Raw genomic sequence first — 23,451 nt, 5'->3', positions numbered from 1 at the left:
TTTTTGTGGGCCAAGACCCCCGGCCGTGTCGGGGGGGGGGGCCCCGGGCCCGCCCCCCCCGCCCCCACCGCTCTACTTCTGGTCCTTCGCGACCGAGAGCCGGCAATCGCTGGTGGCGTCCAGCACCTCGGCGACGTTGCCCGTCGAGTCGTCCGCCATGTCGAAGCCTTTCTTCTGCAGGCATCTGGTGACGGCGTGATCGAAGTCCGCGGCCGCCGGATTGGCCGGGTCCAGTTCCCACGGCGGCAACGGCAGGAACCTGTCCACGCAGGCCTTCAACTTCTTGACCTTGCCGGCGTCCAGGCCGGCGACCGGTTCTCCACCGTGGAAACCGGCCATCTTGGCGTCCGCCTGGGTGTAGCCGTGCTCCTTCAGGCACCGGTGGTACGGCGCCCACAGGACCTCCTCGTCCTCGGCGGTCATGTCCAGCCGCTCGCGAGGCCGCCGCGCCTCCGGTTCCGGGCTCGGCGTGGCACCGGCACTGGTCAGCGTGGCCACCTGCGGTTTGCTGCCGTCTCCGCCCGCGGCGTCCGGTGACGACTCGCACGCGTGCAGCGTGACGGCCAGGACGACCGCCGCGGTCAGAGTGCAGATTCGGCGCACGGTGCCTCCTTGAGTTCGCCGCCTGGACGGTCCCTGAGCGGGCGGCCAGAGTCGCAGGGCCATGTCAGGAAGCCGTCAGCCGGCGGTGGTGATCGCCGCCGGCATGCCCGGGAATTCGGTCGCTCGTCGCTGCGTTACCGCCTACCGTGATCGCCATGTTCGCGCCCGGTCTGCAGCTGCCCGCAGGGTTCGCCCTGCCGGTGGCTCCCGTGTGCGATACGCGAGTCTGACCCTTCCCCAGCCAGCAGAACCCGGGGGAAGGGTGTCTCCCGCGTGCGCGGTTCTGGCGCGTCCCGTTCTGGCAGGCGGGCGCGTACCTCCAGTAATGCCTTACATCCAGTGAGGACTGATCAACGATGGCGAAGAGCCAGTTTCTCCGTACCAAGCCGCACCTGAACATCGGCACGATGGGTCACGTCGACCACGGCAAGACGACCCTGACCGCCGCGATCACCAAGGTCCTCGCCGACCGCGACCCGGCAACCAACCGGTTCGTGGCGTTCGAGGGCATCGACCGGGCGCCGGAGGAGGCGCAGCGGGGCATCACCATCAACATCGCCCACGTCGAGTACGAGACCGCGAACCGCCACTACGCCCACGTCGACATGCCGGGGCACGCCGACTACGTGAAGAACATGATCACCGGGGCGGCGCAGGTGGACGGCGCGATCCTGGTGGTCTCGGCGCAGGACGGTGCGATGCCGCAGACCCGGGAGCACGTGCTGCTCGCCCGCCGGGTCGGGGTGCCGTACCTGGTGGTGGCGCTGAACAAGAGCGACTCGGTGGCCGACACCGAGCTGCTGGACCTGGTCGAGCTGGAGGTGCGCGAGCTGCTCACCGAGTACGGCTTCCCGGGCGACGAGGTGCCGGTGGTCCGGGTCAGCGCGCTCAAGGCGCTGGAGGGCGACCCGCGGTGGACGCGGTCCGTGGTGGACCTGCTCGACGCGGTGGACGCCTACGTGCCGGTGCCGCCCCGCGAACTGGGCGAGCCGTTCCTGATGCCGATCGAGAACGTGCTCACCATCAGCGGGCGGGGCACGGTGGTGACCGGCAAGGTGGAGCGCGGCACGCTGCGCGTCGGCGAGCCGGTCGAGGTGGTCGGTCTCGGCCCCACCGTGGCCAGCGTGGCGACCGGACTGGAGACGTTCGGCAAGTCGCTGCCGACCGCCGAGGCCGGCGACAACGCCGCCGTCCTGCTCCGCGGCATCAAGCGCGAGCAGGTGCAGCGCGGGCAGGTGGTGGCGGTGCCGGGCAGCGTCACTCCGCACCGGACGTTCCGGGCCCAGATGTACGCCCTCACGAAGGAGGAGGGCGGCCGGCACACGCCGTTCGTGGCGAACTACCGGCCGCAGTTCTACTTCCGCACCACCGACGTCTCCGGGGCGATCGACCTGGGTGACCGGGAGATGGTGCTGCCGGGTGACACGGTGGAGCTGACCGTGCACCTGGGCAAGGAGATCGCGATGGACGTGGGCTCGGCTTCGCGGTCCGGGAGGGCGGCCGGACGGTCGCCGCCGGCACGGTGACGGCCGTGCTCGACTGAGGGGGAGCGGTGGGCTCCGGGTGGTCCGCACCCGGAGCCCACCGGAATCTCTCCGTACCGGTCCGGAATGCGGTCGCCGGCGAGGGCCGGCCCGGCAGCCAGGGCGAGCTGAAGCTGGTGGCGCGGGCCGTTCGCGCGGTCGTGGCGAATGGGCGCGGCGCAAGCGCGGAACCGGTTTTGTCGATGTCTGGTACGGGTGGCATGGGTATTGAGGGGGGGTGCAAACGGTGGGGAGGGGACGTCGTCTGCGCGGACCTGAGTTGGTGGTGCCGCGGCCGGTCGCGGGGTGGGCGGGTCCGGATGTTTCCGGTGGCTGGAGCTGGCGCAAGCGCCGGCGTTGTCGATCGACCGCTGCTCGGTAGCGGCCCTTCCGGCGGGCCGAGGGCCTCTGGCCGCTTCGCGTGGAAGAACGGTTCGCTGCGCGCCGCAACTCGACACACCCCGTCGCCCCGGTGCCGGCGAGTGGCGAGGCGGTTCGCTGCGCGCCGCAACTCGACACACCCCCTCGCGTCGAGTAGGGCGTGTGGCGAGGTGGTGCGCTGCGCACCGGAATTCGACACGCCCGGTCGGCTCGGGCTCGGTGTGTGGAGGTGCGGCGCGCGCCGCACCCGGAAACCACACGCACCGGCCGCGCGAACCAGGCGCGGCCGGTGCGGCTTGCCACGCGCCGCTCCCGCTGGACTCTGCCAAGTCTGGGGCGGTGCGCCCGAATTGCCGGTGCGAGGAGGTGGGAGTTCACATCGGCGACGAGCATCTCGACATCGCGGACGTCGTCTCGTGGGGAGACGGCGCCTGCGGGCCCTCCGGTGTCACCCCAGCGATCTTCGCGACATGCTGTCGGCGCTGAAGCCGTCCGCAATCGACGGATGAGAAGGCCCGGCGGCCGGTTCAGCCGAGGGTGTTCTCCAGGGCCGGCAGGTAGCCGCTGGTGTAGCCGCTCCGGTTCGGGTGGAAGGAGTCGGTGGGCGGCAGGACGACCAGGCCGTTGATCCACGGGCCGGGTCCGCAGGCGCCGTGGCCGTCGAACTCGTCCCGTACGTCGGCGAACGTGAAGCCCGCCGCCTGCGCCCGGTCCGCGGTGACCGCGGCCAGATCGTCCGCGCCCGCGTTGATCGCCCGCCGCTTGGCCAGGCTCATGCCGGCGATGCCGCAACCGGGCCGGGACACGTCGAAGAGCCGCGGGTAGCCGAGCACGACCACCTCGGCGTTCGGGGCCCGGTCGCGGATCGCCCGGTACGTGCGGTCCAGCTCACCGGGGAGCGTCCCGGTGATGTAGGCCCGGGCCGCCGCGACCTTTCCGGCGCAGTAGGCGTCACTGCCCAGCGTGCAGGAGATGACCGTGTCGGCGAAGCCGGCGTCGTTGCCGCCCACCGTGACGGTGACCAGGTCGGTGCTGCTCGACAGGTACGGCACCTGGAGCGTGCGTACGTCGCCGGTCTCCGCGCCGCCGCACGCGACGCTGCGGAAGGACGCGGGATCGTGCCGGGCCGCCCACTGCGCCGGGTAGCCGTTCGGGCTGCGCAGGCAGAGTCCGGTCTGGCCGGGCGCGCCGACGCCGGACGAGTACGAGTCGCCCAGGGCGAGGTAGTCGACGTCGGACGCGGCGGCGGCCGGGGTGGCGGTGAGGACGGTGAGAAGGGTGGACGTGACGAGGCAGGCGAGGACGGGGGAGATGCGTCTGCTCATCGGGATGGCCTCCGGTCCGCGGGGGATGGGGGCCGAAGCGCTCCGGTTACCGAAGAGTAAGTCAAGGTCACGGGGAAAGAAACACGGTGACACGCTGGTTACCGCGTAGTAATATGCGTCGATGTCCTCCTCTCATCGTCTGTTCAGGCGCCCCTCAGCGTGCGCACAGGCGGGCTGGCTAGCGTCATGTCATGGATGAGGAACGCGCTCGCCGGGTGGTCAAGACGTTGCGCTCCCGCAACGTCTTCGCCCATGTGAAGCTGCCGCACGCCGGGATCACCCGGTACGGCATCCGGGTGGCGCTGCCGGACGGGCGCGAGGCGATCTGGGACAACGACGGCACCGCGGGGCTCGAGGCGCAGATCATGCGCAACGGCATCCTGGTCGGGTTCGTGCCGTCCATTCCGGGCTCGGAGAACTTCGGCGAGGCCGACATCATCGAGGCGATCGCGGGCGCCGACTACGACCAGCCGATCGGCCGGTCCCGTCCCGGCGCGCCCCCGGCAGCCGGGCCGCCCCCGCGCACCGGTGCTCCGGCCCGCCCGCCGATCAGCCTGGCCCAGCGGCTGCGCGGCGCCTTCCGGGACTGACCCCGCCGGCCGGTCAGCCGGCCCGCGGGATCTCCAGGCGCACCGTGCCGCGCAGGTCGAGGATCAACCGGTCCGGCGTCTGCACCAGGCGCAGCACCACGTCCGTGCAGTGCGGGCAGCGGGCCACCTGGCCGGGCGCCGGCCCCCACAGGTGCAGGGTCGCGATCACGTCGGCGTGGCCGCAGCCACCGCACGTGTAGAGCGCGGTGGTGACGTCGGCCGCGAAAACCTCGCGCAGGTCACCGGCCAGGGCGTTGCCGTCCAGCATGCTCACGCCGTACCTCCGAACCGCTCGGTCCTGATCTTGCGAGGGTCGTGCCCGAGCGCGACGAGAATGTCCGCGGCGGTCTCCACGAAGCTGGTCGGCCCGCAGACGAAACAGTCCGGGCCGAAGTCCGGCGGCCAGCCGTGGCTGTTGAGCGTCGCCACGCTGATCCGCTTGGCCGGCTCGGGCCAGCCGTCCGGGGTCTGCCGGGTGTAGACGTACCGGACGTCGAGACCGGGGTCGTCGCGGACCCGGCGGGCCAGTTCGTCGGCGTACAGCAGATCCCGCGGGGTGCGTACCGAACAGATCAGCCGGAACGGCTGCCGGCCGCGCACCGCGCCGCGGGCCCGGATCATCGCCATCAGCGGCACCAGGCCGGAGCCGCCGGCCACCAGCAGCACCGGCGCGGTCTGCTCCGGCCGCCAGACGAACCAGCCGCCGACCGGCCCGCGCAGCTCCAGCTGGTCGCCGTCGGTCACCTCGTCGGTCAGGTACGGCGAGACCTCGCCGTCGTCCAGGCGCTGCACGGTCAGCTCCACCGGGCCGTCGCCGGTCCACGCCGATGCGATCGAGTAGCTGCGCTGGGCGCGGTACCCGTCCGGCGCGGTCAGTCGCACGTCGACGTGCTGACCGGGCAGGTGCCCGGGCCAGTCCGGTACGTCCAGCACCAGCGTCCGGGCCGTCGGCGTCTCCCACCGGGTCCCGGCGACCGTCGCGACCCGCCAGGTCAGTCGCCCTGATACCGCTGCTCGCGCCATGGGTCCCCGTAGTTGTGGTAGCCGGCCTCTTCCCAGAAGCCGGGCTCGTCCTCGGTCAGCAGCTGGAGGCCGCTCACCCACTTGGCCGACTTCCAGAGGTACAGGTGCGGCACCAGCAGCCGGGCCGGGCCGCCGTGTTCGGCCGCCAGGTCCTCGCCGTCGTACTGGTACGCCACCCAGGCCTTGCCGTCGAGCAGATCCTCCAGCGGCACGTTGGTGGTGTAGCCGCCGTGGGCGTGCACCAGCGTGTAGTCGGCCGACGTCTCCACGTCGGCCAGCAGCGTGTCCAGCGAGACGCCGCGCCAGGCGGTGTCCAGTTTCGACCACTTGGTGACGCAGTGCAGGTCGACCGTCACGTCCTCGGCCGGCAGCCGCTGGAACTCGGCCCAGGTCCAGCTCTGCTTCGCGCCGATCTCGGTGGTCACGGTGAACTGCCACCGGTCCAGCGGGACCCGCGGGGTCGGCCCGGCGGAGAGCACCGGGAAGTCGTGTGCGAGGTACTGCCCGGGCGGCAGTTCGGGCCGCGACTCGCGCCGCCGGCCGCCGAAGCCGCGGGAGATGATGCCCATGGTTGAGCAGTAAACCGCACGAGCACCGCCCGCGACAGCCTTCGGAGGTTCAGCCCACACCCACGACGTTGTGGCCGGCGGGCAGCTTCTTGCCGTCCGCGTCGTACGCGGTCAGCATCTTGAGCTGGCCGTCGGTCGGCGCGAACCAGAAGAAGATCACCCGGGCGTCCGCGCTCCAGCGGGCCTGCTTCGCGGTCACGGTACGGCCGCTGTATTTCGCGGTGATCCGGGTGGCCGGGCCGACGTAGTAGCCGAACGTCGGCTCTCCCGGCCCGTTGGCGCCCTGCACGGCGTGGAACCCGGGCGCGGTGTCCGGCCCGACGACCTCGTTGGCGATCACCCGGTCGGTGAGGTCACCGGCCGGGCCGCGGACGGCCAGCATCATCCCGAACGTGGTGTCCGGCAGGGCGTCGTCGTCGATCGTCCGGCCGTACAGCACGTACTCCCCGGTGCCGGCCGGCAGCCCGGTCGGGACCGGATCGCCGAGCATGTCCGCCGGCCGGCCGGGAGTCGAGACCTCCGGCCGGGCGGCGGCCGGCGCGTCACCCGGACGGTCCGGCACCGCACCGCCGCCGACCATCTGCCCGCCGCCCACCAGCAGCGCGGCGACGGCGAGGGCGGCACCCGCACCGGTGGCCAGGCGACGGCGCCGACGCAGCCGCCCGCCGGCGGTCATCACCGCGTCCAGGTCCAGCGCGCGCGGCGTGAAGCCGGGCGGGGTGTGCAGCGCGTCCCGCAGTTCCTCGAGGTCGTTCACTTCCGTACTCCCGTCTCCGCGTCCCGCCGTGCCTCGCGCCGGGCGTCCCGCTGGGCGGGGAGGCGCAGCTTCGCCAGTCCGCGGGAGTTCAGGCTCTTCACCGTGCCGACCGAAAGATCCATCTCCCGGGCCACCTCGGCCTCGGGCAGGTCCAGGTAGTGCCGCATGACGATGACCGCACGCTCGCGCGGGCTCAGCGCGTCCAGTGCCTCGATCAGCCAGCGGCGCCGGGCCACGTCGTCGGCCAGGTCCCGCGGCGCGGCCTGCTCGGGCAGGTCCTCGGTGGGGTACTCGCGGACCGGGCGGCGCCACTGGTCGATCACCAGGTTCACCAGCACGGTCCGGGCGTAGGCGTACGCGTCCCGCCGGCGGACCCGGCTCCACGCCGCGTACGTGCGGACCAGCGCCGACTGCGCGGCGTCCTCGGCGTCGTGCCGGTCGCCGGTCAGCAGGTACGCCGCATGTTGCAGCCGTCCCGAGCTGGCCTGGGCGAACGCCACGAACTCGTCGTCACCGCGCGCCATACGTCTGCTTTCCCACGCGGGTTACTACGAGCGGGGGGCGGGAAAGGTTGCCGCAACTTTCCGCCGTCCCCGGCCGTCTCGTTTTCTGCACCACACCACACCCATCCTGAGGGGAACGCATGGAAAGCAGAAGGAACCGGTGGCTGTACTCCGTGGGGGCGGCGGCAGCCTGCGTGGCCGTCATCTCGGCGGGCACCGTCGTCGCCAACGCGGCCCACACCGACGGCGGCGGGGCGATCGCCTTCGGTGCCGCGGCGCCGGCCCCCTCCGCGCCGGCGGACCGCCCCGGCGCGCCGGAGGAGGCGGACCCGGAGAGCCGGACCCCGCTCGGCACGCCGGTCGACACCGGGCTGCCGGCGGCAGAGGGCCGCTACGTGCTCTACGCCGTCGCGGTGGACTCGGCCGACCTGCCGAAAACCACGTTCGGCGTGATGCTCGGCTCCCGCCGCGCGGACGGAACGCTCACCGCGGAGGTGATGGCCAACGAGGTCGTGGGGCCGGACGACGCGCCCGGGTTCCACGCCGTGCAGGGCGCCAACGGGCCGGGGCAGCCGACGTTCGGCTACTACGCCGGCCCGGTCACCCGGATCACCGCGAAGCACGGCGGCAAGACGGTGACCGCGAAACTCGCCCGGTGGAGCGAGGACCCGCGGGTGTCGTTCTTCTGGTTCGCGCCGACCGGCAAGCAGCTCACCGGCCTCACCGCGTACGACGCGAAGGGCACGAAGCTGCCCGCCGGCCACAACGGCGTGGGCGTCGGCTAGCCGGTCGGCCATTGTGGCCCGGCGGATCAGCCGGGCCACGATCCGGCCCAGCACTCGGTTCGACGACGAAATGGCGGTAAGTCGCTTTCCGAAAAGTGTTATGCCGAGGCGTTCCGCACTGCCTGACTGGGTGTTTCGTTTCGCTTGTAAAGCGGGGAACACTCTGGCTATATTGCCGACAGTCAATGTAATTCGTAACGCACCCAGGACCCGGGAGCACCCATGATCCGACGACGTGTTCCGAGTTTCCGTCCGGCGCTGGCCGGCGCCGTGGCGGCACTCGCGGCGATCCCCCTGGCCCTGCTGGCCGTCGCGCCGAGCGCGGCGGCGGCGACGAACCAGTTCCAGGGCGTCAACTGGGCCCGCGCCGGCGACAACTTCACCGGCGGGCCGCTGGTCCTGTACGGACTGAGCAGTGGCGACAGCTACGCTACCGTGCGGGCCAAGGCGGACGCCGTCCTCGCCGGCTTCCAGCGCAATCTCGGCGCGAACACCCTCCGGCTGCCGATCAACACCTACTCCGTCGGTACGCCGTGGTGGGACTCCTACACCGGCGTCGTCGACTCGGCCACCGCTCTGGGCCTGAAGGTCATCCTCTCGTACTGGGACGACGGCAGGGCGTCCACCGGTGGCCGCCTCACCGACACGGGTGCTTTCAACGCCATGTGGAACACCGTCGTGGAGAAGTACGGCACCCATTCCCTGGTGCATTTCGAGCCGATGAACGAGCCGCACGGCTACACCGCCGCCGAGTGGAAGAACGTGGCCGCGGCATGGCTCGCCGCGCGGCCGTCGGTACCCCGCAACCGCATCTTCATCAGTGGCTCCGGGTTCAACCAGGACATCCGGACCATGTGCGCCGACAGCCGTTTCGACGGGACCTACCTGTCCCTGCACCATTACACGTTCTTCAGCGGTGCGAAAACCTACGACGCGTGGGTGAACTACCTGAGGGACGCCATCGGCAATTGCGCCGGCCGTACCGTCATCGACGAGTTCGGCGCGCCCATGGACACCGGCCTCAACTACGACGACGCCACCAGCACCGACAACTTCGTCCGCTATTTCCGCGCCACCACCCAGGTGCTCCGCGAACTCGGCATGGGCTCGGTCTACTGGCCCGGTATCGGTGGCAAGATCACCGCCGGGCAGAACGACGACTGGTACGCCATGCAGAAGCTGCAGGGCACCGGCACCGACCTGTCCCTGACCACCCCCAACGCCAGCGGCGCCGGCCGACTGCGGTACGCCTGGGGACTGACCGGCACCGACCCGGTTCCGGAGCCGGTGCCCGGCAACCGGCTGCGCAACACCGGCTCGGGCCGCTGCCTCGACGTTCCCGCCGCCAGCACCGTCAACAACACCCAGGTCGCCATCTACGACTGCGGCACGGGCACGAACCAGCAATGGGCCGCCACCTCCGCCCGGGAATTGCGGGTCTACGGCAACAAGTGCCTCGACGCCCGGGGCACCGGTACCGCGAACGGCACCGCGGTCGGCATCTACGACTGCAACGGCGGCACCAACCAGCAGTGGACCCTCAACGGCAACGGCACCATCACCGGGGTGGGCTCCGGACGCTGCCTCGACGTGGCGCAGAACGGCACCGCGAACGGCGCGCGCGTACAACTGTGGGACTGTACGGGCGGCTCCAACCAGTCGTGGTCCCGCGCCTGAAAGCCGGCGCAAGCCAGGTGGACGGGCACGGGTACGACGGTGATGCCCGCCCTAGGACCAGGCGCGGCCGATCCGTTCGATCACCTCGGCCGCCTGCGTCCGGCCCGCCTGGGCGGCCTCGGCGCGGCGGTCGGGGCTGAGCGGGTTCCGGCCGATCGCGGCGAGCGCGGCCCGGCTCGGGCTGACCACCGCGCTGCGGACGTCCGGGCCGAGCGCGGTCGCCTGCGCGGCGGGCCGGTCCGCGCGGCGCACCGCGGCGGTGGCCGGCGCGATCACCACCACCCGGCCGTACCCACGGGCCAGGTCCACGTTGGCGATCGAGCGGACGCCGCCGTCGATGTACCGGACGCCGTTCACCGTCATCGGCGGCCAGACCAGGGGGACCGCGCAGCTGGCCGCCACCGCGTCGATCAGCGACACCCCGCTGTCCCGGTCGAACACCACCACCTCGCCGGTGGCGGCCACCACCGCCGGTACCCGCAGCGGGGTCTCCGGCCAGTCGTCGTGCGGCACCCGCGCCCGGATGGCGTCGCGCCGCTCCGACTCCGGCACGGTCTTCGCCCGCAGGGCGGCCCGCCCGAGCCAGGCCCGCCCGCGCCGGCGGTCGCCGGGGTGGAGCGACGAGACGACGAACCGCAGGAGTACGGCGGAACCGATCGCCGCGTTGCGATCGCCGCTGGTGTCGGCGAGTTCCGCGGCGAACAGCCGGTCGAGCGGCGTACCGCCGGTGATCTGGGCGGCCACCACCGAACCGGCCGACGTGCCGACGAACAGGTCGGCGCCGGAGAGGTCGGCGCCGAGTTCGGCCAGCCCGTGCAACAGCCCGATCTCCCACGCGACGCCGGTGACGCCGCCGCCGCCGAGTACCAGTGCCCGTTTCCCGATGGTCATGCGGTGATCCCAACACGACGTCGTGGTCGCGGCCCGCGCGGGGCGGTCACCAGGTCAGCGGCTGGGCGCCGATCCGGTCCGCGTACCAGGCCCGGATCGCGGTGACCGTCTCCGCGGGCAGCGGCTCGGCGGCGGCGACGACGCTGGACCGCAGGTGCTCCACGCTGCGGGTACCCGGGATGACGGTGGAGACGGCGTCGTCGGCGAGCAGGAACCGCAGCGCGCCCGCCACCGTGCTCACGCCCTCGGGCAGCAGGGCCCGGAACTCGTCCACCAGGTGTGCGCGCAGCGCCACGTCGGCCCGTGACCAGCGGGCCCGGACGTCGGTGAACGTGCTGTCCGCGGTGTACCGGCCGGAGAGCCAGCCGGACTCCAGCGGCACCTTGACGACCACCCCGGCACCGCGCCGGTGGGCCCGTTCGACCGCCGGCCGTGGCTCCTGGTAGAGCGCGGAGAGGCGTACCTCCAGGGCGTCGGCCCGCCCCGAGGCCAGCACCGTGTCGACCTCGTCGCAGCGGTCCACGGACGCGCCGAAGGCGCGGATCAGCCCCTGGTCGCGCAGCCGTTCCAGCACGGCGTAGTGCTCCGCACTGTCGATCACGCCGGGCGGTGGGTTGTGCAGCACCACGATGTCCAGGTGGTCGACGCCGAGGCGCTGGGCGCTGCCCCGCACGGACGCGACGATGGCGTCCGGGGAGAAGTCGGTGCCGCCGTCCGGCGTGTGGCCCACCTTGGTGCACAACACCACGGCATCCCGGTGTACGCCGGCCAGGGCGCGGCCCAGGTTCAGCTCGCTCTGGCCTTGGGCGTACCCCGGGGCGGTGTCGACGAACGTGACACCGGCGTCGAGCGCGGCATGCACGATGCGGACCGCCTCGTCCGGTTCCGGGCCGGTGGGCCATTCCCGCGAGCGCCCGAGCTGCCAGGCGCCCAGGCCGATCGCGCTGACCTGGATGCCGGTGGTGCCGAAGGGTCGCTGTTCAGTCATGGGCACCACGCTAGCGCCGGTCGGGTTACGGGTTCCGGTCCGCTATGTCCCGATTCTTGCGACCATGAGGGTTCGGGGCTGCCGCCGCGAGAGCGGGGGCGACCCAGTCGAGACCCGCAAAGGATTTTCCATGAGCAGACCAGAACGGTCCCCCCGCCGGCGCCGGACGGCCGTGGCCGGCGTGGTGGGGCTGGCCGCCGTCCTCGGCGGCGGGGCCTTCCTGATGACCGACCACCTCACCGACGAGCCGGCGGCCGTGACCGCCGACGCCGGGGCGTCGGCGCCGCTCGAACCGCCGGCGGACGGCGCGCCTCCGGCCGCCACCGCGGACTCCCCGAGTCCCGGGCCGGCCCGCACCCCGGCCGGGGCCAAGGCCGCGCCGTCTCCGGCGCCGGCCGCCACCACGGCCAAGCCCCGGCCGCGGACCACCGCCGAAATCATCGACGCGCTGAAGGGCGCGGCGGCGAAGGCCACGGACAACGTGAAACGTGCGCCCGTGGGGCCGGGTGCCCCGCTCTCGGACGCCGACGTGAAGGTCACCGAGTCGGGCGCGCCGTCCGATGCGGCCGGGATGCTGCGGGTGGTGTCGGCCGCCGGCAACCTCGCCGGGCAGCGCGAGCTGGGCTGGGTGAGCGGGCTGAAGGGCGAGAAGGTCGGCGCGGCGCGCTGCAGCCAGACCATCCGGCTCAGCCCGAACGCGCCCGCCCGGGAACGGCCCACGCTGCTGCTGTGCTGGCGGACCAGCGCGACGAAGAGCGTTTACACGCTCGCCGTGAACCACCACAAGCGCCCGTCCAAACAGGCCAGTGTGGCGGCGCTGACCAGGGCGTGGAACCAGCTCTGAGTGAGGTACGGCAACCGGCCCGGAGCTTTCGCTCCGGGCCGGCTGCCGTTCGCTGTTCGCCCCGTACACCGACGGCGTCTGGCTGCAGGGCCCCGCCGACCGGCAGATGTACGGCCTCGGCGCGGAGCCGGCCGAGCTGCGGCCTGGCTGGGCGGCGGCCTGGCTGGGCGGCGGCCCGGACCGTCGACGAGTACGCCGAGCGCCTGACGGCGGCCGCCCGGACCGCATAGTGGCCGACACGAAGCGGCCCGGGGCGTCAGCCCCGGGCCGCTCACGTGGTGCTCGGTCGGATCAGTAGGGCGAGACCGTGAAGGTCGAGCCGCTGGAGATGATCGACACGCTACTGGAGGTCAGCGTCGCGGCGACCGCGCTGTTGCTCACCACGGCGATGGTGTACGTGCCGTTGACGACGTCCGTCGTGTTGACCGTGCCGGCCGGGTTGAGCGTGCTGACCAGCTGCAGCTGGCAGATGATCTCGTTGTCGTCGATCTTCAGCACTCCGGTGCACTCGGTGACCGGCGGCGTGGCGTAGTTGGCCGGCGTGCCACTGTCGGCGAGGTTGCTGTAGCTGTCGTTCACCAGGAACACCCGGGCGCCACCGGTGTTCGGGTTACCGGTGCCGAAGGTCAGGCCGTCGAAGCCCACACCCAGGATGTCGACGTACGGCGTGGTGTTGGTGGGTGCGGTGTTCGGCTCCACCGAGATGCCGTACGAGAACGTGAACGCGTCGGCGAGCGTCTTCGTACCCGCCGCCGTGGTCACGCTGACCGACGCCAGACCCGGCGCGCGCTCCGTCGTCGTGCCCCGGATCGCGCTCGCGGAGAGAACCTCGATGTTCTCCAGCGGCGCGCCGCCGATGGAGGCGCTGATCACGGTGTCCTCGTCCGCCGGGTACGGGAAGCCGCCGCCGGCGATCGTCACCAGGCTGCCGCCCTGCGCCGGGCCGCCGGCCGGCGAGACGCCGGTGACGGTCAGGGTGGGTGCGATCGTGTAGGAGCCCGGGGCCGCGATCAGCGCGTCCGTGCCGGTGTTGCCGGCGTACACGCAGACGCTGTACTCCTCGGTGTTCTCGCCGCCGCCGAGGACCACGCCGGTCGGCACGAGCACCACGACCTTGGTGTTGGAGATCTTGGTGACCGTGGTCGACGGAATGTAGGCGCCGGTGCCGGTGTAGGTGGCCGAGCAGGAGCCCTCGGTGAACGTGACGGCCGGCGAGGTCACGCCGCTGAGCACGGCGGTGGCCGCGGTCGCGGTGATCGTGTTCGTGCCACCGCTCGGTCCGACCGTCGGGCTCAGGGTCAGCCCGGTCAGCGTGCCGTAGGCCGTGGCGCTCTTACCGATCAGAACGCTGGTGCCCGCCACCGCGCCGTTGTAGACGCAGATGTTGTAGTTGGTGCCCAGCGCCAAGCCGGAAGGCACGGTCAACGTGGCCACCGAGGTCGACGTCCTCGTGACCGTCGAGGCGACGATGTTGGGCGCCGTGGTCGTGTAGGTGGCCGGGCAGGTGGACGCCGTGGTGAACGCCGCGCCGACCGTGGTCGCGGTGGTCAGGTACGGCGCCCCGCTGGGGCCGGTCAGCGTGATCGAGTTGCCACCGGACACCGGACCGGCGGACGGGCTGAGCACCGGTGCCGCGGCGGCCACCACGTACAGGGTGGTCGAGGTGCCCTCCAGCACGGCCGCGGCGGCGGAGCTGGTGTAGAGGCAGACCCGGTAGCTGCCGAGCGCGAGCGTGTTCGGCGTGGTGACCGTACCGTCGTTGTCGGTGTTCTTGGTGGCCGCAGAGGCCGCGATATTGGTCGCCGAGACGGTACCCAGCGTGGCCGGACAGGTCGTGGTTCCGGTGGCGTTGGCAATGAACCGCGCGGCGGGCGCGGTCACGCCGGTGAGCAGGTTCGTGCCGGCGACCGCGATCACCGTGTTGCCGCCCAGCGGTCCGGTGCTCGGGGTGATCGTGAACGGCGTGTTCGTCGCGAAGGCGGGTGTCTGCACACCGGCTACCACGAGGATGACGGCGGCGGCCGTCGCCAGTCCGGCTCGGAAGAGCCGGGGTCCCCGACGGGGATGGGACTTGCGCATGCGAGGTCCTCCTACGGTTACCAGGAACCGTCTGTGGGATGGGTGGGCCCGCGGATGAGGAACATCGCCGGGCCATCTCGCTGGAGCGTAACTTGGCGTTTATCAGCAATTGCCCAGAGTGACGAAGTTGAGTGGATTCAACCCGGTTAGGAACCCCAGAAGGTCCGATACGCCGCGGACGACCCACTGTTGCGGGCGCACTCCGGCTCCGTCCGGAACAGGCTCGACTGGACGCTGTCCGCGCCGCAGTCGACGAAGTACGCCTCGTACGCCAGATGCGGGGCCCGGGCCGCGAACCACTCGTGCATCCAGCGCACGAACGGCGGATTCTCCCGGCCCGCGTCGCCGGTCGGCACCACACCCCACTCGCCCACCGAGAACGGCTTGCCCCGGGTACGGGCGAACTCGAACAGCCAGGTCAGCCCCTCCGGCCGGGCCGCCGTGGCGTCGAACGCGGCCTTGTCGGGGGACCAGGGGTAGTGGTCGTAGTTGTCGATCCCGATGATGTCCACGTACCCGTCGCCGGGGTAGCAGTTCGTGCTCCGGCCGCCGCAGAGCCCGTCCGGCGAGCTGTGCGCGTTGATCGTCCAGTCCAGCAGGACGTCCGGGTTCGTCTCCCGGATGCGGTCCGCGGCGCGGCGGTAGCACTCCACGTACGCCCGCGTGTCGACCGCCCGCCACGGCATGGTGCGCTCGTTGAACTCCCAGCCCAGGCGTACCACCGAATCGCCCCGCCCGTGCCGCACCATCAGGCGGCCGAAGTCCCGCCAGTGCTCGTCGTACACACCGGCCGCGCAGCGCGGCAGTTCCGCCTCGCCGCCGGTCGGCGCCAGGCCCTGCGAGATGACCAGCGCACCCGGGAAGTCGTCGAAGAACTCGAACGTCCAGTCGCTGCCCCGGGTCATCGACTCGTACGACGTCCGGTCCGTGTAGGTCTGCGCGATCTGACACGGCCGCCCGCGGGCGGCGCAGAACGAGGTCACGCTCGCGGTGTCCAGAATCGGGTATCCGTTGACACCGGACAGGCCGTTGGCCCCCGGCCAGTCGCCGGCCGTGCGGGGCCGGGCGATCAGCGCCCGGGCCGAGCGGGACGGCGGGGACGAGGCCGACCGGCTGGCGCCCGGCGTCGACGCGGTCCCGGCCACCGGCGCATCCGGCTCCGCCGGGTCCAGCGCGACCACCACACCCAGACCCGCGAGCAGGAGCGCGGCGGCGGCCGCGGCGAACCAGGCGATCCGCCGGCCCCGATTCGGTGCGTCGGCCATCGTGCGGACCCTTCCTCGGTGCGGCGGGCAGTTCCCCCACTGTGCCAGCCGCCCCCGGCCGACGGTGCCCGACCCGCCGCGCACGCGCCGATAAAGGAAGGCTTACCTTCCTCAAGGTCTCCGGAAATTGTCGCTGCGGCGTTCTGCGATTGAGCCGGAAATGCTTTACCGTGGTCGGAGTCGACGACGACAATAGGAGGTCCACGCCATGACGCAGATGCTGGAAATGCCGCGGGTGCAGCAGTGCACAGTCAGCGAATGTGGGTACAACCACGACGGCTGTACCGCGTTCGCGATCACCATCGGGCGGGCCCACTCGGAGTGCGACACGTACGTGGAATCCGAGGTCAAGGGCGGTATGGGGCAGGTGCTGGCGCAGGTCGGCGCGTGCAAGCGGTCGGAGTGCATGTACAACAGCGACCTGGAATGCCGGGCGCCGGCGATCAGTGTCGGTTCCGGGCCGGATCTCGCCGACTGCCTGACTTATCAGCCAAAGTAAGCCTTACCTAAAATGGAGCCCGCTACCTTCTCCGGGTGGCGGGCTCATTCCGTTCGGTACGGGATTGCGCATTCCGGCGGACGTAACGCGCCGTCCCGATCTGCGTTTCCGCGGGGCTTGTGTGGCGCTCCGCGGCAGGTTCGGCCTGTGCGGCGGCGGGTGGGCGTTCAGTTGCGTTCTGTGAGTTCCGCGCGGCGGGGGCGGGTGGTGTCGGGTGTGGGGAGGCTGGGTGCGCTGTGTGCCGCAATTCCGCACGGCGGGGTGGGTGGTGTCAGGTGTGGGGAGACTGGGTGCGCTGTGTGCCGCAATTCCGCACGGCGCGGTGGGTGGTGCCGGGCGTGGGGAGACTGGGTGCGCTGTGTGCCGCAATTCCGCACGGCCGGCCAGCGGCGGTCGGGCGTGGGGAGCACGGGTGTGGTTGTCGCCGGAGTTCCACGCGGCTGGTTGCGGCCCATTGCCGCCTGCGACAGAAACCCGCTGTGCGGTGGAACCGGGTCGCCATAGCGCGCACGCTGACCGATTTGTCCGCCAACTCGGCGTCCTGGCCGACCTGGCAGCCCGCTGACGCCGGCGAGCGCGGGCCGACCGACGCCGAGCGCAGGCGGACCGACGCCGGGCGCAGGCCGGCCGGCGCTACAGGTACATGCCGGTGGCGGAAGCGGTTTCGGGCACCGTCACCGGCTGTGCGCCGGTCCTGAGCGCGTACAGCTCCGCCAGCGTCGCGCCGTCGGGGCCGATCCCGGCCGGCGTGCCCAGCCACCGCGCCGCCTGCGCGTACGGCAGACGCCCCACCGCGATGCTCGCCAGGCAGCGTCCCGGCCGGACCACCGCGGGGTGCAGCGACGTCAGATCCTCGTTCGTGGTGATCGCGATGAGCGCGTGGCGACCCTGGCCGAGCAGCCCGTCGGTGAGATTGAGCAGCCGGGACAGGGCCTGCCCGGCGCTCGCCTTCGCGGACCCGCTGATCAGCTCGTCGCAGTCCTCGAGCAGCAGCAGCCGCCACTTCGGCTCGTCGTCGTCGCCACCACCCAGGGCGACCCCCATCAGGTACGCCGGGTCGGCGAACAACCGCTCCGGATCGAGGACGCAGTCCACCTGGCACCAGGCACGCCACTGCTGGGCCAGTGCCCGCAGCGCCGTGGTCTTGCCGGTGCCCGGTTCGCCGTGCAGCAGCAGCAGGCGGCCGTTGACCGCGGTGCCGTCCAGGGTCATCAGGCGTTCCAGCGTCTGTGCCACCGGTTCGGCGTAGTTGCCGCGGATCCGGTCCCACGGCGCGGCGTCGATCTCGCGGGACACCCGGCGCGGCCCATGCGGACCGTAGTGCCAGAAGCCGATCGGCACGCTGTCCGAGGCCGGTTCCGGCTCCTCGACCGCGCCGGCGGTGGCGGTGGCGAGCACCGACTCGGCGAGTTCGGCGGTGGTCGCGGTCACCGTGACGCGGGCGCGCCGGCTCTGCCGCCAGCGGGTGACGTGCAGGGTCCAGCCGTCGCCGACGGCGAGGCGGCCGTGCCCGTCCTCCTCGACGGCGTCCCGGACCACCCGGGCGTCGTCGGTGGTGAGTGGCGCGTCGGCGCGGACGTTGTCCAGATAAGCGGTGCGGCCGAACGGTTCCCGGCCGGTGACGAACGCGTCCAGCGCGAGCAGGTCGATGACGTCCACCAGCCGATCGCCGTCGTCGACGGCGGCGGACAGCGGCAGGGCGGCGGGGGCGGCCGGCGCGACGGCCGCCTCCACGGGGCGGCTGCCGAGCCGGTCGACGGACTGATGGGGGGTACGCATCCATCCATGATCGTCCGGATTGCCCGTCCGGCACAGCGGTTTTCGCGCCGCGCCGCGCCGCGTCCAGCGGCGGCTCGTTGGCCTCGGCCATGCCGCCGGGCAGATCCCCATCCGGCTTGTAGCGCGGGTCGACCAGCAGGATGCGCTCAGCCTCGTCCCGGAAGAGGACGTCCGCACTCACCCGTTTCGAGGCTGCGTGCGGTTCCCCTCGGCCAGATGGGCCTGCCAAGCCTCGGGGTCGCGTTGATGGAGCGGCCGGTCGGAGGTCACGAGGCTCCCGTGCCGGATCGATCGGTCCCGACCGGCGACAGCAGGCGTTCACGCAGTTCGTCCTGCAGGAACTCGATGAACGCTGCGATGTCGGGGTTCCGCTTGAACGGCGCGAAAAGGTGGCCGAGATCTTCCAACTGCTTCGCCACGAGTACGGAGCCGAGCGCCCGGGTCTGGCCCAGTACCTCGTGGGCGATGGCACAGGCCTCGTCGACGCGACCTTGGGAGATCAGGCTCGAGACCAGCATCACCTGGGCGAAGGCCCTGCTGCGAACACGCTCCGGCGGTCGAAGCTCAAGAATCCGTGCCGCCTGGCGGCGTGCGGCATCAAGCTGGCCGAGTCGTCCGAAGCACCGTGCTGCTTCGGCTGCCAGCGATGCCTCGTCGAAGACACTGGCCCACGGCGAGGCCACAATGGACGGCTGCGTGGCCAGCGTCCGCTCGGCATTCCGGAAGCTGCTCGATGCAGCGGTCGTGGTCGCCGTCGATGGCCTGGCCGCGGGCCTGCATCGCCAGCAGCCGTGCCGCGAGCCCAGGATGGGGAGATCCTGATTCGAGAGGCTCCTGCCCCTTTCGCGCATATGCGAGTGCGCGACATGGTCGGGCGGGGGCGGTTCGGTGCGGTGAGCCGATGCGTCGTCGCGGACGGGTAAGCCACGTCACCTGCGGCGACCCGCATTTTCATGATCCGGAAACGCCGCTAAGGTGAGGCATACCTAACCTCATGATCAGGAGTTCACGATGACCGGCAGTCCCCTCACCCGCCGTGGCCTGCTCTTCGGCGCGGTCGGCGCCGCGGCCGCCGGCCTGCTCGCCGCCTGCGGCGACGAGAACAGCGACAGCCCGGCGGGCGGCACCTCGTCCGGACCCGCCGCCGGCGGTTTCCCCGCCACGGTCACCCACCAGTTCGGTACGACCACGGTGGAGGCCACGCCGGAACGGGTCGTCTCGCTCGGCTGGGCGGACGCGGACGCGCTGCTCGCCCTCGGCGTCGTGCCGGTCGGGGTGCTGGACTGGTTCCAGGCGTGGCCGGAGGGCGTCGGCCCGTGGGCGAAGGACCGCCTGAACGGGGCGAAGCCGCAGGTGCTCAAGGGCCCGGAGATCAACTTCGACGCGGTCGCGGGGCTGCGGCCGGATCTGGTCACGCTCGCCAAGTCGGACAACAAGAAGGAGACCTGGGAGCAGCTGGAGAAGCTGGCGCCCACGCTGTCCGGTCCGGCCGGCACCCAGCCGTACGGCACCACGCTGAAGGACCAGACGATCCTGATCGCCGAGGCGCTGGGTCGGCGCGCGGAGGGCGAGAAGCTGGTGGCCGCGAACGACAAGGCGCTCGCCGACGCGAAGGCGGCCAACCCCGGTTTCGCCGGCAAGAAGGTCTGCGTGGCGGCGGCGTTCGGCGGCCAGTACGGCGCGTACACCCGGGGCGACGGCCGGGTCCAGTTCATGGAGGCGCTCGGCTTCACCAACTCGCCGCAGATCGAGGCCCTGAAGCCCGCCTCGTTCTACGCCGAGATCTCCAAGGAGCGGGTCAGCCTGCTCGACGCCGATCTCACCGTGGTCTTCGGCATCGGCGCGGGTGCGGAGCTGCGCAAGGACGCGGTGCTGAACAGCATCCCGTCCGCCAAGGCCGGCCGGCTGCTCATCATCGACGACGCCGACCTGGTCAACGCGTTCTCCACGAACTCCGTGCTGAGCACGCCGTACACCATCGAGAAGTTCGTCCCGCTGGTCAAGGACGCCCTGGCGTGACCACCGCGGCCGAGCGCGCCGGGTACGCCCCCGCCGAGGCGCGGGTCCGCGCCCGCGGCGGGCTGACCACGCGCGGCCTCGGCCTGGGAGTCGCGGTGGCCGCGCTGGCCGCGGTCACCGCGCTGAGCATCGCGATCGGGACCAAGTCGATTCCGCTGGGTACGGTGCTCGATGCGCTGGACGGCCAGGTGACCGATCCGGCCCGTGCCGAGGATTTCACGATCATCCGGGACCTGCGCCTCCCGCGTACGCTGCTCGGCCTCGCCGTGGGCGTGGCGCTGGGCGTGGCCGGCGCGCTGATGCAGGCGCTGACCCGCAACCCGCTCGCCGACCCGGGCATCCTCGGCATCGACGCGGGCGCCTCGGTGGCCGTGGTGATGGCCATCCGGGTGCTCGGGGTGGGCACGCTCACCGGCTACATCTGGTTCGCGTTCGCCGGTGCGGCGGGCGCCTTCGTCCTGGTGTACCTGCTCGGCTCGCGGGGCCGCTCCGGTGCGTCGCCGGAGCGGCTGGCCCTGGCCGGCGCGGCCGTCGGCGCCGCGCTGCTGGCCGTGACGAACGCGGTGGTGCTGCTCGACTCCACCACGTTCGACCGCTACCGGTTGTGGACGGTCGGCTCGCTGGCCGGCCGGGACCTCGACGTGGTGGCCGGGGTCGCGCCGTTCATCGTGGCCGGCATGCTGCTCGCGCTGGCCCTCGGCCCGTCGCTGAACGTCATCGCGCTGGGTGAGGACGCCGCCCGGGCGCTGGGCGCGAACCTCAACCGCACCCGGGTGCTGAGCGCGGTCTCGATCACGCTGCTGTGCGGGGCGGCGACCGCGGCGGCGGGACCGATCGCGTTCGTCGGGCTGGCCGTGCCGCACATCGCGCGGGCCCTGGTCGGGCCGGACCAGCGCTGGCTGCTGCCGTACTCGGTGATCCTCGCCCCGACGCTGCTGCTGATCGCCGACGTCCTCGGCCGGGTCCTGGCCCGGCCGGGCGAACTGCAGGTCAGCCTGGTCACGGCGGTGCTCGGGGCGCCGGTGTTCCTGGCCGTGATCCTGCGCCGCCGGATCGTGCCGCTGTGAGGCGCCGGATACCGCTGCGGGCGCCCGGCGTGGCGCTGCGCCTGGACCTGCGTACCGTCGGCGTGGCCGCGGCCCTGGTCGTGGTGGCGATGCTCGCCGCGGGGGTCGCGGTGGTCGGCGTCGGGGTACGCCTTCCGCCCGCCGACATCGCCGAGATCCTCACCGGCGGCGGCCGGCGCGCCGACCGGTTCCTGCTGCTGGACCTGCGGCTGCCGCGGATCAGTGTGGGCCTGCTGGCCGGTGCCGCGTTCGGCCTCTCCGGCGCGGTCTTCCAGAGCCTGTCGCGCAATCCGCTGGGCAGCCCGGACATCATCGGCTTCACCACCGGCTCGGCCTCCGGGGCGGTGCTGGCCATCCTGGTGTTCGGCGCCGGTCCCGGCGTGGCGGCCGGAAGCGCGATCGCGGGCGGGGTGCTGACCGCGATCGTCGTGTACGGGCTGGCCGCGCTCGGCGGCGGCGGGATCCGCCGGATCGTGCTGGTCGGCATCGGCATCGCGGCCATGCTGGTGGCGGTCAACAGCTACCTGATCAGCCGCGCCCGCCTGGAGGAGGCGACCGCCGCCACGGTGTGGCTGGTCGGCACGCTGAACGGGCGCACCTGGGAGTACGCGCGCCTGCTCGGCCTGGCGCTGCTCGTGCTGGCGGTGCCGCTGCTGCTGCTCGGCCGGCGGCTGCGGATGCTGGAGATGGGCGACGACGTGGCGCGGGCGCTCGGCGTACCCGTGCGGTGGTCCCGGATGGCGCTCGTCGGCCTGGCCGTGGCGGTCTGCGCGGTGGCGACCGCGGCCACCGGCCCGGTCGCGTTCGTGGCGCTGTCCGCGCCGCAGATCGCCCGCCGGCTCACCGGCGCGGCCGGGCTGCAACTGCTGCCGTCGGCGCTCACCGGTGCGGTGCTGCTGGTGCTGAGCGACCTGCTGGCGCAGTGGCTGCTGGCGCCGGCCCAGCTGCCGGTCGGCGTGGTGACCGGCGCGGTGGGCGGGGCGTACCTGGCCTGGTTGTTGTCGTTGCAGTGGCGGAAAGGCACGACGTGACACGGTTGGCGGGCACCGATCTCACCCTGGCGTACGACCGGCGCGTCGTCGCCACCGGTCTCGGCGTGCGGATCCCGGACGGGTCGTTCACGGTGATCATCGGGCCGAACGCGTGCGGCAAGTCGACGCTGCTGCGGGCGCTGTCCGGGCTGCTCGCGCCGCGGGCGGGTGCGGTGGTGCTGGACGGCGCGGCGATCTCGTCGTACCGGGCGAAGGAGGTGGCCCGGCGGCTCGGCCTGCTCCCGCAGACCGCGGTGGCGCCGGAGGGCATCTCGGTCGCCGACCTGGTGGCGCGGGGCCGCTATCCGCACCAGAAGCTGCTGCGGCAGTGGACGCCCGAGGACGAGCAGCAGGTCGCCGCGGCCCTGGACGCGACCGGGGTGACCGACCTGGCGGACCGTGCGGTGGACGAGCTGTCCGGCGGTCAGCGGCAGCGGGTGTGGATGGCCATGGCGCTGGCCCAGCAGACCGACATCCTGCTGCTCGACGAGCCGACCACGTACCTGGACATCGCGCACCAGATGGACGTGCTGGACCTGTGCGCGGACCTCAACGACGCCGGCCGCACGCTGGTCGCGGTGCTGCACGACCTGAACCAGGCCGCCCGGTACGCCACCCACCTGATCGCCATGAAGGACGGCGCGATCGTCGCGGAGGGCGAACCCGGGGCGGTGGTCACGGCCGAGCTGGTGCGGTCGGTGTACGGGCTGGCCTGCGAGGTCATCCCGGACCCACAGACCGGCACGCCGCTGGTGGTGCCGGCCGGCCGCACCGCGCGGCGGGCTACGCCGGCCGGCGGGTGAGGACGAAGACCGGGATGAGCCGGTCGGTCTTCTCCCGGTACGACGCGTAGGTCGGGAACGCGGCCACCGCCCGTTCCCACCAGAGCTCGTACTCCTCGCCGGACACCTCGCGCGCCGTGTAGTCGTGTTTCCGGTCGCCGTCCTGCAGCTCGACGTGCGGGTGGGCGCGCAGGTTGTGCACCCAGACCGGGTTCTTCGGCCCGCCGCCCAGCGAGCCCACCACCGCGTACTCGCCGTCGTGCTCCACCCGCATCAGCGCGGTCTTGCGCAGGAGTCCGGTCCGGGCGCCGACCGAGGTGAGCACGATGATCGGGCGGCCCTGGATGGTGTCGGCGGCGGCGCCGTTCGACGCCTCGTACTGCTCGGCCTGCTTGCGGGCCCAGCTCGCCGAACTGGGTGCGTACTCACCGGAGAGTGGCATTGTCGAAGTGTATGCCGCAGGATCGGGGC

The 23,451-nt window shown here is 72.3% G+C and carries 23 protein-coding genes and 1 pseudogene; 10 read left to right on the top strand and 14 right to left on the bottom strand.

Annotated elements, in window-relative coordinates; all coding sequences use genetic code 11:
• Positions 1-72 precede the first annotated feature (72 nt).
• Positions 73-603, bottom strand: a complete 531-nt coding sequence (locus LDL48_RS24160; RefSeq protein WP_225257493.1) for a hypothetical protein — start codon at positions 601-603, stop codon at positions 73-75.
• Positions 604-959: 356 nt separating this feature from the next.
• Between LDL48_RS24160 and tuf the strand changes: the two are divergent.
• A pseudogene (gene tuf / locus LDL48_RS24155) lies at positions 960-2,146 on the top strand (elongation factor Tu).
• Between the two features lie 888 nt (positions 2,147-3,034).
• On the opposite strand, the gene LDL48_RS24150 reads toward tuf, so the two are convergent.
• Positions 3,035-3,832, bottom strand: coding sequence for an SGNH/GDSL hydrolase family protein (locus LDL48_RS24150; protein ID WP_225257492.1), 798 nt, complete (start codon positions 3,830-3,832; stop codon positions 3,035-3,037).
• 191 nt (positions 3,833-4,023) lie between these two features.
• Here LDL48_RS24150 and LDL48_RS24145 point away from each other — a divergent pair, with 191 nt between their 5' ends.
• Complete coding sequence (locus LDL48_RS24145; protein ID WP_225257491.1) at positions 4,024-4,422, top strand: hypothetical protein; 399 nt, start codon at positions 4,024-4,026, stop codon at positions 4,420-4,422.
• A gap of 13 nt (positions 4,423-4,435) precedes the next feature.
• Here the strand turns inward: LDL48_RS24145 and LDL48_RS24140 are convergent, their stop codons facing one another.
• The 5 genes from LDL48_RS24140 to LDL48_RS24120 are packed head-to-tail and all read right to left on the bottom strand — an operon-like array spanning position 4,436 to position 7,295.
• Positions 4,436-4,690, bottom strand: a complete 255-nt coding sequence (locus LDL48_RS24140; RefSeq protein WP_225257497.1) for a DUF6510 family protein — start codon at positions 4,688-4,690, stop codon at positions 4,436-4,438.
• Between the two features lie 2 nt (positions 4,691-4,692).
• The gene (locus LDL48_RS24135; protein ID WP_225257490.1) at positions 4,693-5,445 is read right to left on the bottom strand and encodes a ferredoxin reductase; all 753 of its coding nucleotides are present in this window, start codon (positions 5,443-5,445) and stop codon (positions 4,693-4,695) included.
• Positions 5,415-6,014, bottom strand: coding sequence for a sulfite oxidase-like oxidoreductase (locus LDL48_RS24130; protein ID WP_225257489.1), 600 nt, complete (start codon positions 6,012-6,014; stop codon positions 5,415-5,417). Before LDL48_RS24130 ends, LDL48_RS24135 begins: the two co-directional genes overlap by 31 nt.
• Before the next feature lie 49 nt (positions 6,015-6,063).
• Positions 6,064-6,771, bottom strand: coding sequence for a hypothetical protein (locus LDL48_RS24125; protein WP_225257488.1), 708 nt, complete (start codon positions 6,769-6,771; stop codon positions 6,064-6,066).
• Positions 6,768-7,295 (bottom strand): SigE family RNA polymerase sigma factor, encoded by a 528-nt coding sequence (locus LDL48_RS24120; RefSeq protein WP_225257487.1) that lies wholly within the window; start codon positions 7,293-7,295, stop codon positions 6,768-6,770. The genes LDL48_RS24125 and LDL48_RS24120 overlap by 4 nt, the downstream gene beginning before the upstream one ends.
• A gap of 119 nt (positions 7,296-7,414) precedes the next feature.
• Between LDL48_RS24120 and LDL48_RS24115 the strand changes: the two genes are divergently transcribed.
• The gene (locus tag LDL48_RS24115) at positions 7,415-8,059 is read left to right on the top strand and encodes a hypothetical protein (RefSeq protein ID WP_225257486.1); all 645 of its coding nucleotides are present in this window, start codon (positions 7,415-7,417) and stop codon (positions 8,057-8,059) included.
• 222 nt (positions 8,060-8,281) lie between these two features.
• Positions 8,282-9,736 carry an RICIN domain-containing protein gene (locus LDL48_RS24110; RefSeq protein WP_225257485.1) on the top strand — a complete coding sequence of 485 codons (1,455 nt, stop codon included), beginning with the start codon at positions 8,282-8,284 and terminating at the stop codon, positions 9,734-9,736.
• 51 nt (positions 9,737-9,787) lie between these two features.
• Here the strand turns inward: LDL48_RS24110 and LDL48_RS24105 are convergent, their stop codons facing one another.
• Together LDL48_RS24105 and LDL48_RS24100 are read right to left on the bottom strand one after the other, a co-directional pair.
• Positions 9,788-10,627 (bottom strand): patatin-like phospholipase family protein, encoded by an 840-nt coding sequence (locus LDL48_RS24105; RefSeq protein ID WP_225257484.1) that lies wholly within the window; start codon positions 10,625-10,627, stop codon positions 9,788-9,790.
• A 46-nt stretch (positions 10,628-10,673) separates the two neighbouring features.
• Positions 10,674-11,615: an aldo/keto reductase gene (locus LDL48_RS24100; RefSeq protein WP_225257483.1), complete on the bottom strand. Its 942-nt coding sequence runs from the start codon at positions 11,613-11,615 to the stop codon at positions 10,674-10,676.
• 130 nt (positions 11,616-11,745) lie between these two features.
• Here LDL48_RS24100 and LDL48_RS24095 point away from each other — a divergent pair, with 130 nt between their 5' ends.
• Positions 11,746-12,459, top strand: a complete 714-nt coding sequence (locus tag LDL48_RS24095; RefSeq protein WP_225257482.1) for a hypothetical protein — start codon at positions 11,746-11,748, stop codon at positions 12,457-12,459.
• A 291-nt stretch (positions 12,460-12,750) separates the two neighbouring features.
• Here LDL48_RS24095 and LDL48_RS24090 read toward each other — a convergent pair whose 3' ends face one another.
• Both LDL48_RS24090 and LDL48_RS24085 read right to left on the bottom strand, forming a co-directional pair.
• The gene (locus LDL48_RS24090; RefSeq protein WP_225257481.1) at positions 12,751-14,538 is read right to left on the bottom strand and encodes an IPT/TIG domain-containing protein; all 1,788 of its coding nucleotides are present in this window, start codon (positions 14,536-14,538) and stop codon (positions 12,751-12,753) included.
• 146 nt (positions 14,539-14,684) lie between these two features.
• Complete coding sequence (locus LDL48_RS24085; RefSeq protein ID WP_225257480.1) at positions 14,685-15,803, bottom strand: glycoside hydrolase family 26 protein; 1,119 nt, start codon at positions 15,801-15,803, stop codon at positions 14,685-14,687.
• A 208-nt stretch (positions 15,804-16,011) separates the two neighbouring features.
• On the opposite strand from LDL48_RS24085, the gene LDL48_RS24080 reads away from it, so the two are divergent.
• The gene (locus tag LDL48_RS24080; protein WP_225257479.1) at positions 16,012-16,302 is read left to right on the top strand and encodes a DUF1540 domain-containing protein; all 291 of its coding nucleotides are present in this window, start codon (positions 16,012-16,014) and stop codon (positions 16,300-16,302) included.
• Between the two features lie 633 nt (positions 16,303-16,935).
• Here the strand turns inward: LDL48_RS24080 and LDL48_RS24075 are convergent.
• Positions 16,936-18,081, bottom strand: coding sequence for a DUF5925 domain-containing protein (locus tag LDL48_RS24075; protein ID WP_225257478.1), 1,146 nt, complete (start codon positions 18,079-18,081; stop codon positions 16,936-16,938).
• Between the two features lie 266 nt (positions 18,082-18,347).
• Positions 18,348-18,932, bottom strand: a complete 585-nt coding sequence (locus tag LDL48_RS24065) for an NsdA family TPR-like regulatory protein (RefSeq protein ID WP_504785841.1) — start codon at positions 18,930-18,932, stop codon at positions 18,348-18,350.
• 160 nt (positions 18,933-19,092) lie between these two features.
• Between LDL48_RS24065 and LDL48_RS24060 the strand changes: the two genes are divergently transcribed.
• Genes LDL48_RS24060 through LDL48_RS24045 form a run of 4 tightly spaced genes read left to right on the top strand, consistent with a single transcriptional unit; the run spans position 19,093 to position 23,001 of the window.
• On the top strand, positions 19,093-20,100 hold the full coding sequence (locus LDL48_RS24060) for an ABC transporter substrate-binding protein (protein ID WP_225257476.1): 1,008 nt from the start codon (positions 19,093-19,095) through the stop codon (positions 20,098-20,100).
• Positions 20,097-21,167: a FecCD family ABC transporter permease gene (locus tag LDL48_RS24055; protein WP_372472191.1), complete on the top strand. Its 1,071-nt coding sequence runs from the start codon at positions 20,097-20,099 to the stop codon at positions 21,165-21,167. The genes LDL48_RS24060 and LDL48_RS24055 overlap by 4 nt, the downstream gene beginning before the upstream one ends.
• Complete coding sequence (locus LDL48_RS24050) at positions 21,164-22,198, top strand: FecCD family ABC transporter permease (RefSeq protein WP_225257475.1); 1,035 nt, start codon at positions 21,164-21,166, stop codon at positions 22,196-22,198. The genes LDL48_RS24055 and LDL48_RS24050 overlap by 4 nt, the downstream gene beginning before the upstream one ends.
• The gene (locus LDL48_RS24045; protein ID WP_225257474.1) at positions 22,195-23,001 is read left to right on the top strand and encodes an ABC transporter ATP-binding protein; all 807 of its coding nucleotides are present in this window, start codon (positions 22,195-22,197) and stop codon (positions 22,999-23,001) included. Before LDL48_RS24050 ends, LDL48_RS24045 begins: the two co-directional genes overlap by 4 nt.
• Here the strand turns inward: LDL48_RS24045 and LDL48_RS24040 are convergent.
• Positions 22,982-23,422 (bottom strand): nitroreductase family deazaflavin-dependent oxidoreductase, encoded by a 441-nt coding sequence (locus LDL48_RS24040; RefSeq protein ID WP_225257473.1) that lies wholly within the window; start codon positions 23,420-23,422, stop codon positions 22,982-22,984. The two genes, LDL48_RS24045 and LDL48_RS24040, sit on opposite strands and share 20 nt — an antisense overlap.
• Positions 23,423-23,451: the final 29 nt, after the last annotated feature.

The organism is Jidongwangia harbinensis, assembly GCF_020216025.1.
Classification (GTDB): domain Bacteria; phylum Actinomycetota; class Actinomycetes; order Mycobacteriales; family Micromonosporaceae; genus Actinoplanes; species Actinoplanes harbinensis.
The sequence above is the reverse complement of the archived record's forward strand: the minus strand, read 5'-3'. Positions and strand labels throughout refer to the sequence as shown.